Source organism: Streptomyces sp. NPDC031497 (genome assembly GCF_055580905.1).
The window spans coordinates 96,201-117,735 of sequence record NZ_JBVIKO010000008.1 but is presented as its reverse complement, the minus strand read 5'-3'; the positions used below and the strand labels follow the sequence as shown (position 1 = coordinate 117,735).

Annotated in this window: 15 protein-coding genes; 7 read left to right on the top strand and 8 right to left on the bottom strand. The window is 73.1% G+C overall.

Features of this window, described 5'->3' with window-relative positions:
* The 3 genes from ACZ5K7_RS18525 to ACZ5K7_RS18515 form a co-directional block, all read right to left on the bottom strand.
* Complete coding sequence (locus ACZ5K7_RS18525) at positions 1–2,166, bottom strand: NHLP family bacteriocin export ABC transporter peptidase/permease/ATPase subunit (RefSeq protein WP_351697263.1); 2,166 nt, start codon at positions 2,164–2,166, stop codon at positions 1–3.
* A gap of 62 nt (positions 2,167–2,228) precedes the next feature.
* Positions 2,229–3,035: an HlyD family efflux transporter periplasmic adaptor subunit gene (locus ACZ5K7_RS18520; RefSeq protein ID WP_351696985.1), complete on the bottom strand. Its 807-nt coding sequence runs from the start codon at positions 3,033–3,035 to the stop codon at positions 2,229–2,231.
* Between the two features lie 122 nt (positions 3,036–3,157).
* The gene (locus ACZ5K7_RS18515; protein ID WP_351696982.1) at positions 3,158–3,373 is read right to left on the bottom strand and encodes a type A2 lantipeptide; all 216 of its coding nucleotides are present in this window, start codon (positions 3,371–3,373) and stop codon (positions 3,158–3,160) included.
* A gap of 1,091 nt (positions 3,374–4,464) precedes the next feature.
* Between ACZ5K7_RS18515 and ACZ5K7_RS18510 the strand changes: the two genes are divergently transcribed.
* Entirely contained in the window at positions 4,465–5,889 is a 1,425-nt protein-coding gene (locus tag ACZ5K7_RS18510; RefSeq protein ID WP_351696979.1) for a S1 family peptidase, read from the top strand.
* Between the two features lie 88 nt (positions 5,890–5,977).
* Here ACZ5K7_RS18510 and ACZ5K7_RS18505 read toward each other — a convergent pair whose 3' ends face one another.
* Entirely contained in the window at positions 5,978–8,137 is a 2,160-nt protein-coding gene (locus tag ACZ5K7_RS18505) for a SpoIIE family protein phosphatase (RefSeq protein WP_468914933.1), read from the bottom strand.
* A gap of 314 nt (positions 8,138–8,451) precedes the next feature.
* Between ACZ5K7_RS18505 and ACZ5K7_RS18500 the strand changes: the two genes are divergently transcribed.
* Positions 8,452–9,060, top strand: a complete 609-nt coding sequence (locus ACZ5K7_RS18500) for a response regulator transcription factor (protein WP_351696977.1) — start codon at positions 8,452–8,454, stop codon at positions 9,058–9,060.
* Between the two features lie 7 nt (positions 9,061–9,067).
* On the opposite strand, the gene ACZ5K7_RS18495 is transcribed toward ACZ5K7_RS18500, so the two are convergent.
* The 4 genes from ACZ5K7_RS18495 to lanKC form a co-directional block, all read right to left on the bottom strand.
* The gene (locus tag ACZ5K7_RS18495) at positions 9,068–10,861 is read right to left on the bottom strand and encodes an ATP-binding cassette domain-containing protein (RefSeq protein ID WP_468914605.1); all 1,794 of its coding nucleotides are present in this window, start codon (positions 10,859–10,861) and stop codon (positions 9,068–9,070) included.
* On the bottom strand, positions 10,858–12,561 hold the full coding sequence (locus tag ACZ5K7_RS18490) for an ABC transporter ATP-binding protein (protein ID WP_468914603.1): 1,704 nt from the start codon (positions 12,559–12,561) through the stop codon (positions 10,858–10,860). Before ACZ5K7_RS18490 ends, ACZ5K7_RS18495 begins: the two co-directional genes overlap by 4 nt.
* Before the next feature lie 100 nt (positions 12,562–12,661).
* Positions 12,662–12,778, bottom strand: a complete 117-nt coding sequence (locus tag ACZ5K7_RS18485) for a SapB/AmfS family lanthipeptide (protein ID WP_351696969.1) — start codon at positions 12,776–12,778, stop codon at positions 12,662–12,664.
* A gap of 69 nt (positions 12,779–12,847) precedes the next feature.
* Positions 12,848–15,427, bottom strand: a complete 2,580-nt coding sequence (lanKC, locus tag ACZ5K7_RS18480; RefSeq protein ID WP_468914601.1) for a class III lanthionine synthetase LanKC — start codon at positions 15,425–15,427, stop codon at positions 12,848–12,850.
* Between the two features lie 197 nt (positions 15,428–15,624).
* On the opposite strand from lanKC, the gene ACZ5K7_RS18475 reads away from it, so the two are divergent.
* The 5 genes from ACZ5K7_RS18475 (at position 15,625) to rfbD (ending at position 21,520) form a co-directional block, all read left to right on the top strand.
* Positions 15,625–18,069, top strand: a complete 2,445-nt coding sequence (locus tag ACZ5K7_RS18475) for a SpoIIE family protein phosphatase (protein ID WP_351696964.1) — start codon at positions 15,625–15,627, stop codon at positions 18,067–18,069.
* Positions 18,070–18,138: 69 nt separating this feature from the next.
* A complete protein-coding gene (locus tag ACZ5K7_RS18470; RefSeq protein ID WP_351696961.1) occupies positions 18,139–18,414 on the top strand; it encodes a hypothetical protein in 276 nt (91 codons plus the stop codon).
* A 162-nt stretch (positions 18,415–18,576) separates the two neighbouring features.
* The gene (locus ACZ5K7_RS18465) at positions 18,577–19,644 is read left to right on the top strand and encodes a glucose-1-phosphate thymidylyltransferase (RefSeq protein WP_351696958.1); all 1,068 of its coding nucleotides are present in this window, start codon (positions 18,577–18,579) and stop codon (positions 19,642–19,644) included.
* Positions 19,641–20,639, top strand: coding sequence for a dTDP-glucose 4,6-dehydratase (gene rfbB, locus ACZ5K7_RS18460; protein WP_468914600.1), 999 nt, complete (start codon positions 19,641–19,643; stop codon positions 20,637–20,639). The genes ACZ5K7_RS18465 and rfbB overlap by 4 nt, the downstream gene beginning before the upstream one ends.
* Entirely contained in the window at positions 20,639–21,520 is an 882-nt protein-coding gene (gene rfbD, locus ACZ5K7_RS18455; protein ID WP_468914598.1) for a dTDP-4-dehydrorhamnose reductase, read from the top strand. The genes rfbB and rfbD overlap by 1 nt, the downstream gene beginning before the upstream one ends.
* Positions 21,521–21,535: the final 15 nt, after the last annotated feature.

Genomic DNA, 21,535 nt, shown 5'->3' with positions numbered 1-21,535 from the left:
TCATCGCTCCCTGACCAGCGCGGCGTACGCCCCGCCGTGTGCCACCAGCGCGTCGTGCCGCCCGCGCTCCACGATCGTGCCGTGCTGGAGCACGACGATCTCGTCGCTGTCGCGGACCGTGCTCAGCCGGTGCGCGATCACCACGCAGGCACAGCCGCGCCGGCGCAGGTTGTCCATGACGGTCTGCTCGGTCTCGGCGTCCAGCGCGCTGGTCACCTCGTCGAGCACGAGGATGCTCGGCCTGCGTACCAGCGCCCGCGCGATCTCCAGGCGTTGCCGCTGGCCGCCGGAGAAGTTACGGCCGTCCTGCTCGACCCTGCTGTGGATGCCGCCGGGCCGGCGCGTCACCACGTCGTACAGGGCCGCGTCCCGCAGCGCCTCCACCACCGCCTCGTCCGGGATCGACGGGTCCCACAGCGCCACGTTGTCGCGCACCGACCCCTCGAAGAGGAAGACGTCCTGGTCGACGAAGGAGACCGAGGCGGCCAGCGCGCCGCGCGGGATGTCCTCCAGGCGCTGCCCGTCGATGCGGATCACTCCCTCCCAGGGGGCGTACAGGCCCGAGATCAGCCGGGAGACGGTGGACTTGCCGCTGCCCGAGCCGCCCACCAGGGCCACCTGGCGGCCGGGGCCGACGGTCAGGTCGAAGCCGGTGAGCAGGGGCTTGTCGAGCGGGCTGTAGCCGAAGGTGATGTTCTCCAGCTCGACATGGCCGTGCAGCCGCCGGGTGGAGTCGCCGGCGCCGGGGCGGGCGTAGATCGGGTCGGCCTGGAAGTTCTCCACGTCCTTCAGACGGGCCACGTCGGCCGCGAAGTCCTGGATCCGGCCCGCGACGCCGTTCAGTCGGGTCAGTGGCGCGGTGAAGCGGGTGACCAGGGACTGGAAGGCGACCAGGAGGCCGACCGAGATACCGCCCTCGACCGCGCGCATCCCGCCGATCCACAGGATCAGCGCGCTGTTGAGGGTGGCGAGCGTCGGTGCCACCACCCCGAGCCAGGCGCTGGGCACCCCGAGCCGCTGCTGTTCCTCCAGCGTGCTCGCGTGCTGCCCGGCCCACTTGCGGAAGTAGCCGTCCTCGCCGCCGGTCGCCTTCATCGTCTCGATCAGCTGGAGGCCGGTGTAGGAGGTGTTGGTGAGCCGGGCGGTGTCCGCGCGCAGCTTGGCGGTCCGGGTCGCGCGCAGCCGTACGACGAACCGCATCGCCACGATGTTCAGCAGCGCCACGCCGATGCCGAGGAAGGTGAGCTGTTTGTCGTAGGTGTAGAGGAGTACCGCGTAGAGGACCACGACCACCGCGTCCACGCCGGCCGCCGCGAGGTCGCGGGCCAGGGTCTCGGCGACCTGGTCGTTGGACTGCAGGCGCTGGACCAGGTCGGCGGGGCTGCGCTGGGAGAAGAAGGTCACCGGCAGTCGCAGCAGATGGCGCAGGAAGCGGGCGCTGGACAGGGTGGAGGAGACGATCCGGCCGTGCAGCAGGTTCGCCTGTTGCAGCCAGGTCAGGGCGAGGGTGAGCAGCACGCAGGTGCCCATCGCGGCGAACAGCACGGTGAGCAGCGAGGTCTGGCCGCCGATGAGGAACATGTCGATGTACTGGCGGCTGAGCGCGGGTACCGCCGCGCCCACGGCCACCAGCAGCAGGCTGGCCAGCACCGCCGCCGGCATGGTGCCCGCGGTGCCGCGCAGCCGGGCCGGCATCGCGCCGAGGACACCGGGTTTGCGGCCGCCCCTCTCGAAGCCGTCGCCCGGCTCCAGGACCAGCACGACGCCGGTGAAACTGCTGTCGAACTCCTCCATGGGCACGAACCGGCGGCCCTTGGCGGGGTCGTTGACGAAGACGCCGCGGCGGCCGAAGCGGCGGCCCATGCCGTCGAAGACGACGTAGTGGTTGAACTCCCAGAACAGGATCGCCGGGGCCTGCACGTCGGCGAGGGCCGCCAGGTCCATCTGCATGCCCTTGGCGGTGAGGCCGTAACTGCGGGCCGCCTTCAGCAGGTTGCTGGCGCGCGAGCCGTCGCGGGAGACACCGCAGGCGATCCGCAGCTCCTCCAGCGGGACATGGCGGCCGTAGTGGCCGAGGACCATGGCGAGGGAGGCGGCGCCGCACTCGACGGCCTCCATCTGGAGCACGCTGGGGGTGCGGACCGTGCCGCCGCGGCCCTTGGGCACCGGTCGCTTGGGCGGGGCGGCGCGCCGGCGGCCACGGGTCTCCTGGGTCTCCTGGGCGGTGGTCACGGGAGCAGCCAATCGACGGGGTGCTGGTCGGCCAGCCGGATCGAACCCGAGGCCATGGTCATGGAGTCGAGCCCGAACGGCGGTCCGTCCGCCGAGGACCACTTATAGCCGCTCTTCGTCTTCCTCGACGGGTCCAGCCGGACCAGGACCGCCACCGGGCGGCCCTTCCTGGTGAACTGGTCGCCGAGCTGGCTGTCCCCGAGGAACGCGGAGATCGACTGGGCCGACTGGGCGGCGCGGTCCACCGACTTCACATGGCCGCGCAGCACTCCGTACTCCTGTGTCGACACCGAGGACACGGTCAGGTCGACCGGGGCGTTCGCGGGGATCGCGGAGGCGTTCTCGGCGGGGACGTAGACGGTGGCGTAGAGCGGGTCCGAGGCGTGGGCGATCTTCTCCACGGCGGCGACGTTCGCACCGGTCTGGATGATCTGCCCGATGGTGGCGGCGAGCGCGCTGATCCGGCCCGCGGCGACCGTGCGGACGATCGAGTCGCCCTGGCTGGTGTGGACCTTGAGGACGGGGGCGTTGGCCGGCAGCCGTTCGCCCTGCTCGGCGAGGACGGCCGTGACCTGCCCCGCGACCGGGCTCTGCAGGATGTAACTGCCCTGTCCGTGGGTGAGGACGGCCTGCGCGCTCACCGTGGAGGCGACCGAACCGGTCACCGCCCACACCGAGGCCGCCGCCATCACGACGACCGAGACGGACAGCGCGAGCCAGCCCTGAGGGCGGGCGAACCGCACCGGAAGATCGAGCTCCTCCGGCGACTGGAGCTTGGCGAGGGCCTGTTGGCGGAACTGCACGGAACTTCCCTCACCTGTGGGAGAGACGCTGGTGAAAGGGGTGCTGCACAGGGGTGTTCCAAAACACCCGAGAGCCCCGGGGCCGGGGTACGGCTCCGGGACTCAGCGGCAACGAGGTGCGGTCAGAGACCGGCGACCAGGTTGGTGACCGGCTGGGTGTTCAGGCCGGTGACACCCTCGACGGTGCCGACAACCGTGTTGACCAGGCCGGAAACCGGGGCCACGCCGTCCACCAGGCCGGTGACGGTGCCGAGGGCGTTCAGGGCCAGACCGCCGGAGACGTTGTCGAGCTCGGCGTCGGAGATCTCGACGGTCTCAACCTGGGGGGTGGAGTTCATGATGGAACTTCCCTTCATATGGATATTCACAAGGGGGAGAGCGGCCCCCCAACGGCCCTATGGGGACAGTACGGATGGCCGCGACCGCAGGCGCCGGGCGCCCGTCTCCGGGAGCCGTTGGCGACCCCGCGGTGCGATGGATCAAAGCACGCCCGCGGTCCGCGCATCCAATCAACCATGCGTCTCACCTGGGCACTTGAGCCCCAGAAGGGCTTATCCGTGCAGGCGTGGGCACGTCTTGTCGGCGACTCCTTCACACACCGCACGACTTCGACCCAGCCGCACGGCTTGCCCCTCCGAGGGCGAATCCGGCACTCCGCGCCAAAGCCGCGGCTCGGGGCGCGCGGTTGTGCAGATCTGCCGCTCCCCGTGACCCGCTTGAGTATTGGATGTGCAGATTCCCTGAAGCAAGGATTCCGGTACGTGATCGCGACGGACCGTCAATGACCGATTGCTGGCCGTGTCCGTCCGGGGTTGCGGATCCTTATCCCAGGAGTGCGTAGACCGTGCGCCGGGCCGCGAACGCCCGTCGCTCATCGTGATGTCTGCGAACGCCGTACGGCGGCCGACTCTGCTCGGCACCGCTCCGATCAGGACATCCCAACCGCTCACCGCACGCATGGACGACGTCGACCACCGCACCGTCGTCATCGGCACGAAGCCGCCCCGGGCCGCCGGGACCGCGAACACGGTCGCCGTGTCGGCCGCCGCCGTCCGCGCCGGCCCCGACAGCCCGCCGCCCTCCCTGGACAACCGGTTTGACCAGGGCGGACGCGGCAACGCCCGGTCCTCGCCCATCGCCTCGCCGGACAGCCCCGGATCGAGCACGCAGGGGGCGAAGCCGACGGAGCGGACCTGTCCCCTTCGGTGGCGGTCATCGGCATATGGGGGATTGTTCCCGGGTCCGCGGCACGGCGTGCACCACCGCCGCGAGACCCGCGCGGCGTGGCCGATTCGCCCTCGGTCAAAGGAAGTCAAGAACCGGAACTGAACGCACCACGTGACCCGCCCGTACCTATGGCCATCCAGGCGCCGCTCACGAACGACTGCCCGAACACGGCAGACACTCCGTCCCTTGGAGGTCGAGAAGTTTGAGTCACAAGCGAATTCCGAAGCGCAAGGCCGCTATCGCGGTGGGCGGTGTCGCCGCGCTCGGAGCTGCGGCGTTTCTGCTGCCGATGGCCAACGCGTCTCAGGACAACGCCTCCGGCGCCACTGCCACCGCTCCCAAGACGCTCAAGTCGGCGACCGACGCCTCGGATCTGGCCGCGCAGCTTCAGGACGTGCTCGGCCAGGCCTTCGCCGGGTCGTACTACGACAGCGGCAAGCAGCAGCTCGTCGTCAACGTCATCAACGGCGACGACAACATAGTCGTCCAGGCGGAGAAGGCCGGCGCGGTCGTCCGCCAGGTGCAGAACAGCAACTCCGAACTGGCGGCGGTCGCCAGCACCTTGAAGACCAAGGCGACCATCCCGGGCACCGCCTGGGCCGTCGACCCGAAGACCAACAAGGTCGTGGTCACCGCCGACAGCACCGTCACCGGCACCAAGTGGGACACGCTGGAGTCGACGGTGCAGGGCCTCGGCTCCGACATGGCGACCCTCAAGAAGTCGTCGGGCACCTTCAAGCCCCTGGTCTCCGGCGGCGACGCGATCTTCTCCCAGGTCGCCGACGGCACCGTCCGCTGCTCCCTCGGCTTCAACGTCACCGCCTCGGACGGCAGCCCCGCCTTCCTGACGGCCGGGCACTGCGGGGTCGCCGCCAAGGACTGGTCCGACTCCGAGACCGGCGAGCCGATCGCCACCGTGGACCAGGCCACCTTCCCGGGTGAGGGCGACTTCTCGCTCGTCAAGTACAACGACCCCGCCACCCAGGCGCCGAGCGAGGTCAACGTCGGCAACGGCCAGACCGTCGCCATCAACCAGGCCGTCGACGCCACCGTCGGTGAGACCGTGTTCCGGATGGGCTCCACCACCGGACTGCACGACGGTCAGGTCACCGGCCTCGACGCCACCGTCAACTTCCAGAGCGAGACCGACCCCAACGGTGTCGACACCGTCACCGGCCTCATCCAGACCAACGTCTGCGCCGAGGCCGGCGACAGCGGCGGCTCGCTGTTCACCCAGGACGGCGGCGCGGTCGGTATGACCTCCGGCGGCAGCGGCGACTGCACCTCCGGCGGTGAGACCTTCTTCCAGCCGGTGACCGCCGCCCTCCAGGCGACCGGCGCCACCCTCGGCGACGCGGGTGCGGGTGCGGGCGCCGGCGACGCCGGTGCCACGGCCGACCCGTCCGCCACGGCCGGCGACGAGAACGGCGCCGGGGACCAGGCCGGTGGCGACCAGATCGGCGGCGCCGCCGACCCGTCCGCGACGGCCGGCGACCAGAGCGGTGTCGGGGACGAGACCGGCACGGGCGACGAGACGGGCACCGGCGCCGAGACCGGCACCGGTGACCAGTCCGGGACCGGTGTGAACGACGGCTCGTCGGTCAACGACGGCTCGTCGTCCCACTGACCCACCGCCCGCCCTGCCAGCGGTTCCGGCCGGTGGTGGACGGTCCGGCCCTCCGGCGGGAGGGCCGGACCGCATCGCACCGCGGCCGTCAGCCGTCGGAACACGCTCTGAGCAAGAGCACCGCGACATCGTCGACTCGCTCCTGCGCCGCCGCACTGTGCCGCACGAGCGTGTCGGCGAGCTTGTCCAGCGGCTGGTCGCCGCTCTCCGCGAGCAGTTCGCCCAGATCGACCAGCGCGTCCTCGATGTCCACACCGGGTGACTCGACCAGCCCGTCGGTGTAGAGGGCGAGCACCGAGCCCGGCGCCAGCGACACCTCGGTGGTCGGGTACGTCGCCTCCGCGTCGATGCCGAGCAGCGGGCCGCCGGCCAGGTCGAGCACCCGTACCCGCCCGTCCGGGCGTCTCAGCAGCGGCGGCGGATGCCCGGCCCGGGCCATCACCGCCCGCCCCCGCTCCGGATCCAGCCGCAGATACAGGCAGCTCGCGAACAGATCCGCCCCGAAGTCGATGAGGAGCCGGTTGGTGCTCCGCATCACCTCCTCCGGTGCCTGCCCGACGGTGGTGAAGGCCCGTACCCCGGTGCGGATCTGGCCCATCAGCCCGGCCGCCGTCACGTTGTGCCCCTGGACGTCCCCGATCACCGCCGCCGCCAGCGGCCGGGTCGGCACCAGGTCGTAGAAGTCGCCGCCGATCTCCATGCCGTGCATGGCCGGCAGATAGCGCGCGGCCGCCTCGATGCCGGGCGGCGGGGTCAGCGAGTGCGGCAGCAGAGCCGCCTGGAGACCGTGCGCCAGCTGGTTCTTCGCGTCGTAGAGCAGGGCCCGCTCCAGCGCCTGCGCGACCAGCCCGCCGAGACTGGTCAGCACGGCGCGCTCGTCCGCGGGGAAGGCATGCGGCTCGGCGTAGGCGAGGACACAGGTGCCCACCGGCCGGCCCGACGCGATCAGCGGCAGATACGCCCAGGCGGCGAACCCGTCCGGGGCCTTGTTCCGGCCCGGATACAACCGTTCCAGCTGCTGCTTCGACTCGAAGAACGCGGGCACGCCGGTGTTCAGGACATGGGTGCCGGGCGTCCGTTCGGCCAGCGGCAGGCCGTCGAAGCGCTCCACGGTCCGCGGATCGTCGTACCCGCGCTGCCCGAGGACGTGCAGCCGTCCGCCCCGGGAACCGAGGATCACCAGCGCCTGGCTGCCGACGGCCGGGGCCACCTCGTCGGCGACCAGCTGCACCACGTCCTGCACACCGACGGCCTCCGTCAGCGCCCCGGCCAGGCTCAGCACCTGCGAGATGGTGACCAGCCGGGAACCGGGCGCCGCGTCGGCGCGCGGCAGCGCGCCCACCATCTCGGCGACCGCCCGCGCCCGGCTGATCCGGGTGGTCAGCCCGCTCGTGCTCGGATACATCCGGAACGACAGCCAGTCGCCCGGCGGCTTCAGCGCCACGAACGACGTCACATGCTGGCTGATCAGCGCCGCCCGGTAGCGGTCCTCGTACATCGGGTCGTTCAGCCAGGGCACCGACACCCACGGCTGGGTGCCGAGCAGGTCACCGACCTGGACGTCGAGCAGTTCGGCCGCCGCCTCGTTGGCGAAGGCGACCCGCCCGTGCAGGTCGAGCGAGAGCAGCCCGTACGGCAGCCGTGCCACCATCCGCGCCGCCTCCACCGTGCCCAGCGTGCCCGCCACCCCGGACGCCGGCGCCGCCAGCAGATCCGGCTCGGCCCGCAGCGTACGGTGCGCCCGGCCGGCCCGCTCCAGCCGCTTCGCCAGCCGGTCGGCCGCCGAGGTCAGTTCCGCCCGTTCCCGGTCGGACAGCACCGTCGGATGCGAACCGGGCCAGGTCACGTACAGCGCCCCGTACACGGTGTCCGCCGTCGCCACGGGCACCGCGGCGAGCGCGAACGGATAGGGCAGCACCACCGCGATCCGCGGATACCGGCGCGCCATGTCCTCCTCGCCGCCCACCCACACCAGGCGCCGCTCGCGCACCGCCTCCGCCACCGGGATCGGCGTGCTCAGCCCGATCCGCTCCCAGGGCGCCACGAAGGCCCGGGGCAGCCCCGCCGTCACCGCCATCTCCAGGACCGGTTCGTCGGCGGCGAGCAGATAGATCGCGCCGGAGTGCGCCTGGACCTCCTCCATCAACGAGGCCAGCGCGAACGAGAGCAGCGGCGGCCGGCCGGACCGGGTCGCGTCGGCCGCTGTCTCCTCCAGGCCCGGCACAGCCGGCGCGGGAGGGGCCCCCATCCTGTCGGACACGCCCGACCACCTCCTCGTCCGGCCGCGCGTCGCGTCCTCGGGGTCCAGACTCCCTCGTGGCGGCGACGGGCGCACGGCGAGAGCGGCAGCGGTCCCCGCACCGAGCCGCCTCCGCGTACCCCGTTCGCCCCGGCACATTCCCCCGCAGCCGAAGCGCGCGGCGGTGTACGGGCGCCGGGCGTGCGCCCCCGCGCACCCTGATGGCCGGATCTTCGCGCCCATGAACGGTCGCGGACGCCAAGAATGGGGCACGCGTTCAACACCATGAACCGAAGAGCCGAAGTTCGGCTGAGGGGGCGGCGGTGATCCGGGTACTTCTGGTCCACGACGCGTGTCTGGTGAGGTCGGTCCTGGCGGAGTGGTTACGCCGGGAACCGGGGCTCCGCGTGGACGACACGCAGTGGCACAGCGCACGGGGGCGGGTCCGGGCGGTACGGCCGGACGTGTGCGCGGCGGACCTCGACAGCTCCGGCACCCACGGCGTGCCACCGTTGGGCGACCTGCGCCCGGTAGAGCCCGGTACCACCCGGCCGCGGCTGGTGGTGCTTGCCGGTGCGAACAGACCCGGATTGCTGAAACGGGCCGCCGAAGCGGGGGCGCTCGGTTACGTCGACAAGGAGGGCGCGCCGGAACGACTGGTGGAGGCGATCCGGCGCGCCGCCGAGGGGGAACGTTTCGTCGATGACTCGCTGGGCTTCGGATTCCTCAGGGCCGCCGAGATCCCGCTCACCAGACGCGAGTTGAGCGTGCTGGAGCTGGCGGCCGGCGGGGCGTCCATCGCGGAGATAGCCGGGAGCCTGCACCTGTCCCACGGGACGGTCCGCAACTACATGGCGGCGATCACCCGCAAGACCGGCGCCCGCAACCGCGTCGACGCGATCCGGATCTCCCAGGGCGAAGGATGGCTGTGACCCTGTCTCACCGGGCCGGCCGCGGCCGGCCCGGTGCCACCAGGTCCTGGTAGAGGGCGCAGGTACGCAGCAGCTCCTCGTGGGTGCCGTACGCCGTGCGCGGGCCGTCCATCACCAGGATCCGCTCGGCACGGCCGGCCGAGGCGATCCGGTGCGCGACCACCACCAGGGTGCCGCCGGGCCGCGCGGCGAAGGCACGCTCCGCACGGGCCTCCGCCTCCGGGTCGAGATGGCAGGTGGCCTCGTCGAGAAGGGCGAGGGGCGCGGGGGAGAGGTAGGCACGGGTGAGCGCGATGAGCTGCCGCTCGCCGGCCGACAGCTCCGCCGGGTGCACCGGCGCGTCCGGGCCGCCGCACCGCTCCAGGAACGGGGTGAGCCCGACGGCCTCGGCGGCGGCCAGCAGCTCCGGTTCCGGGACGGGGTCCGGGCGCAGCAGCCCGAGGTTCTCGGCGAGGGTGCCCGTGTGGACGTACGCCTCCTGCGGGATCAGCACCCGCAGCTCGGCGGCCCGGGCCCCCGGCACGGGGTGCCCGCACACCCGGATCTCGCCGTGGGCCGGGGTCAGCAACCCGGCGGCCACCGCGGTGAGCGTCGACTTGCCGATCCCGCTCGGCCCCACGACGGCGAGGTGACCACCGCGCGGGACACACAGACCGAGCCCGTCGAGGACGGGGGTGCTCGCCGGACCGTAGGCGAAGGTCACGGCGGCGAGCGAGAGGGCGGGGCTGAGGGCTGGGGGGGCGGGGGGGTCGGGGTTCGGGGCGCCGGGGATCCGGGCGGCGGCGTCGGTGGTCCGAGCGGGCGTACCGGCGTCCGGGGTGCCGAGAGCCTCCACGGGCCTGGTGGGTGTGCCCGGGGCCGGGGTGCCGGGTGTTTCGGCGGACGCGACGTCGGGTTCCGGGGGCGCGTGGAGTCTGCGCAGCACCACCGTCAGGCGGGATCCGCTGGTGCCCAGGCCGTGCACGAGGTTCTGCAGGGCGGGCAGCAGGGACTGGGTGACATAGGCGAGCGCGCCGACCAGGGCACCCGCGGTCACGCCGTGGGCGAGCAGCCAGGGTGCGGTGGCAAGCAGCAGCACCAGGGGCAGCTGGCCGCCGACCGCCAGGGCCGCCACCCGTACGACACTCCAGCGGGCCAGCGCCCGGGCGGCCCGGAACTCGCCGTCGACGCGCTTCCCGACGCGCTCGGCCACGTACTCCTCGGCGCCGGCGGCCGTGACGTCCCGCAGTCCCGGGCAGACCTCGCCCAGTTCTCCCGCGAGGGCCTCGTCGGCGACCAGGAAGGCCTCCTGCCGGCGGGCCAGCGGACGCAGGGTCGCGGCGAAGAGTCCCAGGCCGGCGAGGAGCGGGGGCACCACGACCAGCAGCAGCGGCGGTGCGAGGGCGCACAGTCCGGCGAGGGCGCCGACGAGCGTGAACACGAACGAACGGGACACCATCACCAGCCCGGCGAGGGTGTCACGGGCGATCTCCACCTGCTGGGTCAGCCCCGACAGCGCCCCCCGGTCCCCCTCCCGCACCCCGCGCGCCACCACCCCCGCCACCAGCCGGTCCCGCACCGGTTCCACCAGGTCGGCGACCACCCCGTACACCCGGCGCGTCCCGAGCGCCCCGACACCGACGCCGAGCGCGGCCGCCGCGAGCCACCGCAGCCCGGTCCGGGCGTCCCCGGCCAGGAACCCGGCGTCCAGCGCGCGGGCCAGGGCGTACCCGAGCAGAAAGGTCTGCCCGGCCTCCAGCACCGACCAGAACACGAGGCGCACCAGCACGGGCCGACGCACCCGCACCACCCGGCCGATCACCGTGCCGCCTCCTCGGCCACCAGCGTCCCGAACAGCGCCCGGTACTCCGGGTCCCGCCACAGCTCCGCATGCGTTCCCAGCGCCCGCACTCGCCCTCCGTCCAGCCAGGCCACCGTGTCCGCGCGGGACGCCGTCGCCGCGCGGTGGGCGACGATCAGCCGGGTCGGTCCGGGGCCCGGGGCCAGCAGGGACTCGGTGATGTGGTGTTCGGTGACCGTGTCCAGGCTGGAGAGGGCGTCGTCGAGGATCAGCAGCCGCCCGGGGTGCGCGAAGGCCCGGGCGAGGCCCAGGCGCTGGGCCTCGCCGCCGGAGCGCGGGGAGTCGGTGAGCCGGGTCGCACCGCCGTCGGGCAGCCGGCGGATGTAGGCGTCGGCCCGGGCCCGACGGGCGGCGGAACGGACCTCGGCGGGGGAGGGGGTGGTGAGGCCGAACGCGATGGTGTCCTCGACGGTCGTGCCGAGCAGGGCCGGGCGGGCGAAGGCGTAGGTGACGGCCCGGCGCAGCTCGTCGTGGGGGAGAGCCGGCAGTGGAACGCCGTCGAGCAGGACCTCTCCGGCGTCCGGATCGGCGAGGCGGCCCGTGAGAGCGGCCAGCAGGGACTTGCCGGTGCCCGAGCGGCCGACGAGCGCGAGGACGGTGCCGCCCGGGACGGTCAGGTCGACGCCGTCGAGGACGGCGCGACCACCCCGGTGGGCGGTGACCCCGCGCAGTTCCAGGCGGCCGGGACCCGGCGGGAGCGGACGGGTGCCGTGTGCGGGGGCGGGGTACGCGGTCACCTCGGCGAGGCGCCGCGCCGACGTGCGGGCCCGGGTGAGGGCGGCGAGCTGTCCGACCAGTACGCCGACACCGGTCGCGAGGACCGCGTAGCGGGAGGCGGCGAGGACCTCGCCCACCGAGATCCGGTGCCGGGAGAGCAGGAAGCCCGCCACCGCCACGACGGCGAGCTGGAGCAGCGGGCCCACGGTGACCGCCTGGGCGGCCGCCCGGCCCTGCACCCGCCACATCCGGTGCCCCGCGCGGCCGAGTGCGGGCAGCGGGCGCAGGACACGGGCCGTCTCCCGGTCCTGGAGGCCGGCCGCCGCGATGGTCCGCCGGCCGTCGACCGCCTCCGCCAGCGCGCTCGCGATCCGGCCCTGCTCCCGCTGGTACTCGGCCACGCACGCCGAGGTGTCCCGGGTGAACGCCCGCAGCAGCACGGCGAGTACGGGGGCGCCGGCCAGGAACACGGCCGCCAGCCACGGGTCGACGACGCCGAGCGCGACCACGCCCCCGACCGGACCGGCGCACGCGGCCAGCAGCGCGGCGAAGGCGGCGGGCCCGGTACCGGCCTGCGCGGCGTTCCCGACCAGCCGGGCCACCAGGTCCCCGGCGCCGAACCGGGTCATCGCGCGCGGCCCGAGGGCCAGCACATGTGCGGTCACCCGACCGCGCAGCCAGGCCGTGGCCCGTGCGTCGACGGTTCCGGCGAGCACGCTCGCACCGGCGTCCAGCAGGGCGAGCAGCAGCACCAGAGCGGCGGCCCGGGCCACCCAGCCGGCCGCCGGGGCGCCTGCCAGCAGCAGGTCCAGGGTGCGGCCCAGCACGGCGGGCAGCAGCAGCCCCGCCGCCGTGCCGGTCGTACTCAGCACGCACAGGACGGCGCAGCGCACCCCGGCGTGGCGCAGGGCGGTGCGCGAGAGGTCGGGAGCGTGATCTGTCATCGGCCGCGGGCCTCGTCTCGGTGGACGGCTTCCGGCGAAGGCCCCGGACGGGCCCCCTCCCGCAGGAGAGGGCCGCCCGGAGCCGGGTTCGCGGTGCGGGTCAGAGACAGAGCAGAACACTCGCCGCCGAAACACACGACAGGAGGCTCACCGTGCTGGCGCCGCCGCCGTCGTGACGCTCTTCGGACTCCAGGGTCTGCAGGTCGAGAAGGGCCATAGCGTGTCCTTTCCGGGGACCGAGCGGTCCCCCCGGTGTTGTCGGGGACGGGGTTGTGCCACGGCTCCGTCAGTGTGCGGAGCCGCGTGCGGGGGCCGCCGGTGGCGGCGGGAGGAACGGCAGGTGGGCGGCGCGGTCGCCGTCGAGGGCGGCCGTCAGCGCCAGCAGACACCCGGCGGTTCCGGTGCCCAGGTCCATGGAGAGCCGCATCATCTGGTGCCCGGGGAAGGCGAGTTGGCCCTGGTAGGCCATCGCGAACCAGCCGAGCCCGTCGACCTGGGCGGCGAGCCGCTGCGGGTCGGCGCCGGTGCGGGCGAGGTGCAGGATCATCCCGGCGCGGCCCTGGAAGAGGCCGGGCTGCGCGTACAAGCGTGCGGTGGCGGCGGTCAGGACGGCCGCGCGGGCCCGCTCGAAGACGCCGGTCGCGTCGGTGCCGTGGGCGAGCCAGTCGTCGAGGACCAGGCCGATCCCCGCGCTGCCGTCGCCGAGATAGGGGAGCGTGCGCCAGCCCTCGTCGACCTCCAGGCCGCCGCCCTTCTGCACCACACAGCGGTCCAGGTCCCGGCGCAGCGCCTCACCGGCCGCGGCCAACAGGCGCGGCTCGCCGGTCCGTTCGTACCGCCGCAGCAGGAACAGCGCGGGCCCGGTCGCGCCCCGCAGCAGCCCGGCGCGCCGCCCCGGCGTGTCCGGCAGCGGTTCGGCGAGCCGTCGCAGAAGGATCTCGGCGGCCTCCGCGGCCCGCTCGCGCAGCTCCGGTTCCCCGGCCGAGTCGGCGAGGGCGTCAAGCACCAGGCCCAGACCGGCCAGGCCGCCGTGCAGGTCGGAGGAGAGGTTGCGCCAGTTCTCCCGGAGGATGCCTGCCACCAGGTCCAGGGCGCGCTGCCGGTGGCCGAGCCCGTCCAGGACATGGGCGACGCCCGCGAGACCGTCGTACAGGCCGAGCGGGGTGCCGGGCGGCGGCGGTGCGGTGTGGTCGAGCAGCCAGCGCTCGCCCTGGTCGTAGCGTTCGGCGCCGGCCCGGTCCAGGGCGTACAGCACACCGGCCGCGCCGTGCGCGAGGCCCAGTCCGCCGCCGTCGCCGAACTGGGCTATGTCACCCGGGAAGAGCCGGTCGTCGCGCTCGGGGGTGGCCGAGGCGAGGATCGCCTTCACCATCGAGTCGCGGCTGTGCGGCCAGTCCGCCGGTACGACGGGACGCGCGGCCGGGGTTCCCCGGGTGATCTCCGCGACCGCCTCGTCCAGAAAGGCCCGCGGCACGTCCGGGAACTGCCCGGCGATCACGTCCGCGAGATGGGCCGCCTTGCCCCGGTCGACGACGAACAGGGTGGTGACCGGCAGGAACAGGGCGAGCCGCAGACAGGCGAGCGCGTACCGGTCGACCTCGACGCCCCTGCGGTCCGGCGGAGCGAAGAAGCCGGGGTGGGCCACGACCTGACGGCCGTTCTCCTCGACGGGCGCGGCCGCCTCGAAGTCGATGAGGAACACCGTCTCCTCGTCGGGCCCGACCATGATGTTGAAGACATGCAGATCGTTGAAGACGATCCCGCGCGCGTGCACCGCCTCGACGGCCGCCGTCACCTTCCGGTGGATGCGCAGCGCCCACTCCGTGTAGGCGCGCACGGCCGCCGGATCCGGGTCCGGGGTGAGCAGCGGATGCCGTTCGGCGAAGACGGCGTTGAGCGGACGGCCCGCCAGGAAGTCCATCACCAGGAACCGGTGGTCGCCCAGCGTGAACCAGTCCCGCACCCCGGGCACCACCCCGGTGCCGGCCGCCGCCTCCAGCGCGGCCTTCTCCCTGCCCAGCCTGGCGACGGCGTCCGCGCCGTCGGCCGCGAGCCCCGCGTGCGGCCGCCCCTCCTTGAGCACCACCCGCCGCCCGTCCCGCGTGTCGGTCCCGGCGTACACCCCGCCGCCGTTGGAGAAGTGCAGCGCCTTCTCGATCCGGTACGGCAGCTCGCCGACCGTGGTGGCGTCCCGGGCCGCCAGCTGCGGCCGCAGGAACTCCGGCAGCGTCACCCACTGAGGCACCTGGAAGGAGGGCGCCCGCCGGTCCGGCACCAGCCTGCCCGCGCCGTCCCGCACCGCCGTGACCAGCGAACCGCGCTCGTCGACGACGTAGGTGCGCGCGAACGCGCCGTAGCGGACGTACAGCGGCCCCTCGTGCCAGCGCAGGTCGGTGAGGATGTACGGGCCCTCGAAACCCTCCAGGAGCGCGCCCAGTTCGCGCAGCACCTCCCGCAGCCGGTCCTCGTCGGCCGGGTAGACCGTCACGAACTTGCCGCTGGTGTCGCGGCCCGCGTACTTGGCGTTGCGCAGATGCAGCAGATGCGGTCCCGGAACGAACTTGAACGGGATGCGGCGCGGCACGCAGTAGTCCCACACGATCGCGGCGATCCGCTCCGCGTTCGCCCGGGTCGCCGAGGAGTGGATCTTCCAGCCCTGGGCCGGCGACGGCAGCGGCGCACCGTCCGGACCCACCGGCGTCATGGTCAGCCAGTCTCCGGAGCGCGCCGCGTGCCAGCCCTCCGGCACCGCGCGCCGCGCCGTCGCGAACAGCGGCTCCGTCCGCGGCCCGCCCGCTCCGAGCCGGTCGGGCGTGTCGTAGAAATGCCCGTCGGCGAGCGCGTACACCTCGTACCGCCTGTCCATCCGCCTCCCCCTCCGTGGCCCGGCTCCGACACTCGCAGGCGCCGCACGGTCGCGGACAGTCACGTCTGTCACGAGCTCACCGTGCGGAACGCACGGGTCACGACATGTTCGGTGCCTTTCGAGCGCAACGGACCCCCGGCCTCCACGGAACGGTCACAGGGGCTGCGCGGACGCCTCATAAGCGCTGTAATGGCGGCGTGGTCAGTGAGGGCGCCGCGGTACGCGGAATCAGAACGGAGCGCGCCGAAATAGCCCTCGAAACGCTCACGGGCGATCCCGGCGCACCCGACCGGCTCCGGCGTGTCCTCGAACAGGCGCTGGTGTTCGCCGGAGCGGCGTTCGCCGGGGTGTACACGCCCGGCGACGACGGAACCGTGCTGCGGCTGGCCGAGTCGGCCGGACTGCCCCGCACCGTCTTCGGGCTGCGTGACGCCTACCCGGCCGTGGGGCGGTCCCCGGCCGCCGAGGCCCACGTCACCGGACGGCCCGTCTGGCTGGGACCCGGGGAACTGGCCGACTGCCCCGAGGCGCGGCGGACCCCGTCCCAGGAGTTCTCGCTGGCGGTCCTGCCGGTGCCCGGCCGCGCCGGACTCCTGGTCGTGGTCGGCGAACGGGACGGCGGGTTCGGCCCCGAGGACCGCGCCTGCCTGGAACTGATCGCCGACGCGATCGCCCTGCCCGCCCCGCTCCCCACCGTCTCCGACACCGGCGAACTGCCCGCCGACGCGTTCAGCCTCGCCATGGACACCGGCCGGATCAAGGTCGGCGACGGCATCCTCGCCCTCTTCGACATGAGCCCGGACGACTTCGACGGCAAGGTCGAGACCCTGCTGGGCCGTACCCTCCCCGAGGACGTGCCCGCCCTGATGTCCGTGGTCGAGGCCGACCACATGTCCATCGGCGACCGCGAGCTGGAGTTCCGGATCCTGGATCCCTCCGGCTCGCCCAAGTGGCTGCGGCTGCGCGGCCGCATGGTGCCGGCCGCCGAGGGGCACCCCGCCCGGCTGGCCGGCACCGTCGCCGACGCCTCCACGCTCCGCTCCGACGTCACCGACGTGGCCCGGGTGCAGCGGCTCGCCGCCGCGCTGGCCACCGCCGGCACGGTCAAGGACGTCAGTCAGGCCGTCGTCACCGCCCTGCGCGGACCGCTCAAGGCCGACCGCATCGCCCTGGCCGAACTGGAGAACGAGCGCCTGGTCGTCACCGTCCTGGACCCGCCCGACGCCGAGTCCTGGCCCGAGCTGTGGCGCACCGAATGGCGCACCGAATGGCCGGACGCGCCGGTGCGCTCCATGCCTACTCTGGCCGCCGCCCTGCGCGTGGGCCGCCCCCGGATCTGGCCCGTCACGACCGCCCTGGAACCCGCCCTCGCCGAGGTCGGCCCCGGCGGCCTCGCCGTCCTCCCGCTGCCCGCCGGCGGCCGGATGGCCGGGATCTGTCTGATCGGCTGGGACAGCCCGCACGACTTCGGCTCCGACGAACGCGCCCTGCTCACCGCCGCCGCCGGCCTTGCCGGGCAGGCCCTGATGCGCGCCCACGCCTTCGACGCCGAGCACGAGCTGGTCGGCATGCTCCAGCGCGCCCTGCTGCCCCGTCGGCTGCCCCGGCTGCCCGGCGCGCTGGCCGTCGCCCGCTATCTGCCCCCCGCCGAGGGCCTGGAGGTGGGCGGCGACTGGTACGACGTGATCCCGCTGACCGACAACCACGTCGCCCTCGTCATCGGCGATGTCCAGGGCCACAGCGCCGCGGCCGCCACCCTGATGGGCCAGATGCGCACCGCGCTGCGCGCCTACGCGGCCGAGGGGCACAGCCCCGACGTGGTCGTCTCGCATACCAACCGGCTCCTCATGGACATGGAGAGCGACCTCTTCGCCACCTGCTGCTACGTCGACGTCGACATGGAGGCCGGCACCGCCTGGTGCGTACGCGCCGGGCATCTGCAGCCGGTCCTGCGTCACCCGGACGGCACCGCCGAGATCGCCGGGACCGAGGGCGGACCGCCGCTCGGCGTGGTGGCCCAGGCCGACTTCCCCATGACCCAGCTCAGCCTGAGCCCCGGCACCCTGCTCGCGCTCACCACCGACGGTCTGGTCGAGTCCCCCGACGCCGACATCGACGACGGCATGGAGCGGTTCGCCCGTGACCTCGGCGCCTCCGACCCCAGCCACCTCGGGCTGGTCGCCGACGCCCTGCTCGGCAACGCCCGGCGCATCGACGACGTCGCCCTGCTGCTGATGCGCTACGACGGCATGGCCGTGCTCCCGCTGCGGGAGAGCTGGACGGTGTGGCGGGTCCCGGAGGCGGCCCGGCACGCCCGCCGCTTCAGCCGCCGCACGCTGCGCTCCTGGGGCATCACCGACGACGCCATGGACACGGGCCTGCTGGTGGTCTCCGAACTCGTCACCAACGCCCTGATCCACACCGACGGCCCGGTCCGGCTCGACCTGACCATGGTCGACCACCGGCTGCGGATCGCCGTCGTCGACGCCTCGCCGCGCAGTCCGGTGAAGCCCGCGAGCATCGGCTGGGAGGCCACCGGCGGGCGCGGGATCCTGCTCGTCGAGGCGGTGTCGGCCGCCTGGGGGACCGTGCCGGTCAGCGGCGGCAAACAGGTGTGGGCGGATCTCGTCCTGGAGAGCTGAGGGTCACGCGGGTGGGCACCCGGCCGTCTCGGGAGGCGGGGTGCGGCGACCGTCCTTAATGTCCTTGATGTGGCACACACCTTCGACGAACTCGTGGCGAAGCACCGCGCGGCCGACGCGGCCCACGACAAGGTCCTGGAACTGCGGGACACCTACGGGCCGCCGGCCCTGCAACAGCCGGGCGGCGCCCAGTCCGAGACCTACGAGACCGCCCTGCGCGCCTGGCGCGACCTCGCCCGCGACGAACTCACCGCGGTGAGCGAGTACGCCCGCGACGAGGGCCGGCCGAGGTCCGAGGTGGAGGCGGAGGTGGAGCGGGCGGCGGGCTGGCCGGAGGACTCCTGAGCCGCGCCGGAACGTGCGCCCAAATTATGGCAAAAAACCGATGAGATACAGCTTCGAGGCACCTCGTAGTCACATGGCATCCGCACCAGGGCCATACTGTCGTAACCCATCAGGAAAACAGAAGAACGTCTCAATCAGATGTTCACCTATAAGGTGTAGTGAATGAAGGCTTTGGTGCTCTCCGGCGGTGCCGGTACACGGCTGCGGCCGATCACCCACACATCGGCGAAACAGCTCGTGCCGGTGGCGAACAAACCCGTGCTGTTCTACGGACTGGAATCCCTTGCCGCCGCGGGCGTCACCCAGGTCGGGATGATCGTCGGCGACACCGCCGCCGAGATCGAGGAAGCGGTCGGCGACGGGTCGAAGTTCGGCCTCGACGTCACCTACATCCCCCAGGAGCGCCCGCTGGGTCTGGCCCACGCCGTACTGATCGCGCGGGACTTCCTCGGCGACGACGACTTCGTCATGTACCTCGGCGACAACTTCATCGTCGGCGGCATCAGCGGACTGGTCGACGAGTTCCGCGAGATCCGTCCCGACGCGCAGATCCTCCTCACCCATGTGCCCAACCCGCGGGCCTTCGGTGTCGCCGAGCTGGACGCCGACGGCCAGGTGATCGGCCTGGAGGAGAAGCCGCAGGAGCCCAAGAGCGACCTCGCCCTGGTCGGTGTCTACCTGTTCACGCCGGCCATCCACGACGCCGTGCGCGCCATCAAGCCGTCCTGGCGCGGCGAGCTGGAGATCACCCACGCCATCCAGCACCTCATCGACGAGCGAGCCGACGTGCGCTCCACGGTGATCAAGGGCTACTGGAAGGACACCGGCAACGTCGTCGACATGCTGGAGGTCAACCGGACCGTCCTGGAGGCCATGGAGCCGCGGATCGACGGCGAGGTCGACGAGGCCAGCCAGATCGTCGGCCGGGTGGTCGTCGAGGCGGGCGCCCGCGTCACCAACTCGCGGATCGTCGGCCCGGTCGTGATCGGCGCCGGGACCGTCGTCGGCGACTCCTACGTGGGCCCCTTCACGTCGGTCGCCGAGAACTGCCGGATCACGGAGAGCGAGCTGGAGTTCTCCATAGTGCTGCGGGACTCCTCCATCGACGGGGTGGGCCGGATCGAGTCCTCGCTGATCGGCCGGCATGTCGAGGTCACCCCGGCACCCGGCACCCCCAGCGCCCACCGCCTCGTTCTCGGAGACCACAGCAAGGTGCAGATCCGTTCATGAACCTCCTCGTCACCGGCGCCGCCGGATTCATCGGCTCCACGTACGTCCGCGGCCTGCTCGCCGACAGCGCCCCCGACGCGCCGCACATCACCGTGCTGGACAAGCTCACTTACGCGGGCACCCTGACGAACCTGCCCGAGTCACACCCCCGCCTGACCTTCGTGCAGGGCGACATCTGCGACGCCGACCTGGTCGACAAGCTCATGGCCGAGGCCGACCAGGTGGTGCACTTCGCGGCCGAGTCGCACGTCGACCGCTCCATCGACGGGGCCGGCGCGTTCGTCCTCACCAACGTGGTCGGCACCCAGACCCTCCTCGACGCGGCCCTGCGGCACGGCGTCGGCCCGTTCGTGCACGTCTCCACCGACGAGGTCTACGGCTCCATCGAGACCGGCTCCTGGCCCGAGACCCACCCGCTCCAGCCGAACTCGCCGTACTCCGCCTCCAAGGCCTCCTCGGACCTGCTCGCACTGGCCTTCCACCGCACCCACGGCCTGGACGTCCGCGTCACCCGCTGCTCCAACAACTACGGGCCGCACCAGTTCCCCGAGAAGGTCATCCCGCTCTTCGTGAGCAACCTCCTCGACGGCAAGAACGTGCCCCTCTACGGCGACGGCAGCAACGTCCGCGACTGGCTGCACGTCGAGGACCACTGCCAGGGCATCGACCTGGTCCGCACCGGCGGCCGGCCCGGCGAGGTCTACAACATCGGCGGCGGCACCGAGCTCAGCAACAAGGAACTCACCGGCCTGCTCCTGGAAGCCTGCGGCGCCGACTGGGACCGCGTCGACCGCGTCGCCGACCGCAAGGGCCACGACCAGCGCTACTCCGTCGACTGGAGCAAGATCCACGACGAGCTGGGCTACACCCCCAAGCACGACTTCACCTCCGGCCTCGCCGCCACCGTCGCCTGGTACCGCGACAACCGGGACTGGTGGGAGCCGCTCAAGGAGCGAGCCGCCCTGGAGTCCCACAAGGAGCAGGAGAAGCACTGATGAAGTGGCTCGTCGCCGGCGCGGGCGGGATGCTCGGCCACGACATGGTCGAGGAACTCACCCGCCGGGGCGCGGAGGTGGTGGCCCTGGGCCACGCCGACCTCGACGTCACCAGCGCCGACTCGGTGGACTCGGCGGTCGCCGGGCACCGGCCCGACCTGGTGGTGAACTGCGCCGCGTACACGGCCGTCGACGACGCCGAGACCGACGAGGAGCGGGCCCTGCTGATCAACGGCGAGGGCCCGCGCCTGCTGGCCCGCGCCGCCGCCCGGCACGGCGCCCGTCTCGTCCATGTCTCCACGGACTACGTCTTCGACGGCGACGCCCGCACCACCCCGTACCCGGAGGACCACCCCACCGACCCGCGCACCGCCTACGGCCGCACCAAGCTCGCGGGTGAGCGGGCCGTCCTGGCGGAGCTCCCGGGCACGAGCGCGGTGGTCCGTACGGCCTGGCTGTACGGCACGCACGGGAAGAACTTCGTGCGCACGATGATCGAACTGGAGTCCCGCCGGGACACCCTCGACGTCGTCGACGACCAGCGCGGACAGCCCACCTGGAGCGCCGACCTGGCCGCCCGGATCGCCGACCTCGGCCCCCGTCTCGGGCGGGACGACCGCGCGCACGGCGTCTTCCACGGCACCAACTCCGGCACGGCCACCTGGTGCGAACTGGCCCGTGAGGTGTTCCGCCTCCTCGACGCCGACCCGGAACGGGTACGCCCCACTACCAGTGCGGCGTTCGTCCGCCCGGCACCCCGCCCCGCGTTCAGCGCCCTCGGGCACGACCGGTGGGCCGAGGTCGCTCTGGAACCGCCGCGGGACTGGCGTCAGGCCTTGGCGGAAGGGCTGCCGCACATCCGCAAGGAGATGTCCGCATAAGGCACTTCCCACCTA

What these genes read in the sequence shown, in the direction of transcription:
- rfbD (WP_468914598.1), top strand. Translation starts at nt 20,639, where the DNA reads ATGAAGTGGCTCGTCGCCGGCGCGGGCGGGATGCTCGGCCACGACATG.
- ACZ5K7_RS18490 (WP_468914603.1), bottom strand. Translation starts at nt 12,561, where the DNA reads ATGACAGATCACGCTCCCGACCTCTCGCGCACCGCCCTGCGCCACGCC.
- rfbB (WP_468914600.1), top strand. Translation starts at nt 19,641, where the DNA reads ATGAACCTCCTCGTCACCGGCGCCGCCGGATTCATCGGCTCCACGTAC.
- ACZ5K7_RS18515 (WP_351696982.1), bottom strand. Translation starts at nt 3,373, where the DNA reads ATGAACTCCACCCCCCAGGTTGAGACCGTCGAGATCTCCGACGCCGAG.
- ACZ5K7_RS18505 (WP_468914933.1), bottom strand. Translation starts at nt 8,137, where the DNA reads ATGGGGGCCCCTCCCGCGCCGGCTGTGCCGGGCCTGGAGGAGACAGCG.
- ACZ5K7_RS18485 (WP_351696969.1), bottom strand. Translation starts at nt 12,778, where the DNA reads ATGGCCCTTCTCGACCTGCAGACCCTGGAGTCCGAAGAGCGTCACGAC.
- ACZ5K7_RS18465 (WP_351696958.1), top strand. Translation starts at nt 18,577, where the DNA reads ATGAAGGCTTTGGTGCTCTCCGGCGGTGCCGGTACACGGCTGCGGCCG.
- lanKC (WP_468914601.1), bottom strand. Translation starts at nt 15,427, where the DNA reads ATGGACAGGCGGTACGAGGTGTACGCGCTCGCCGACGGGCATTTCTAC.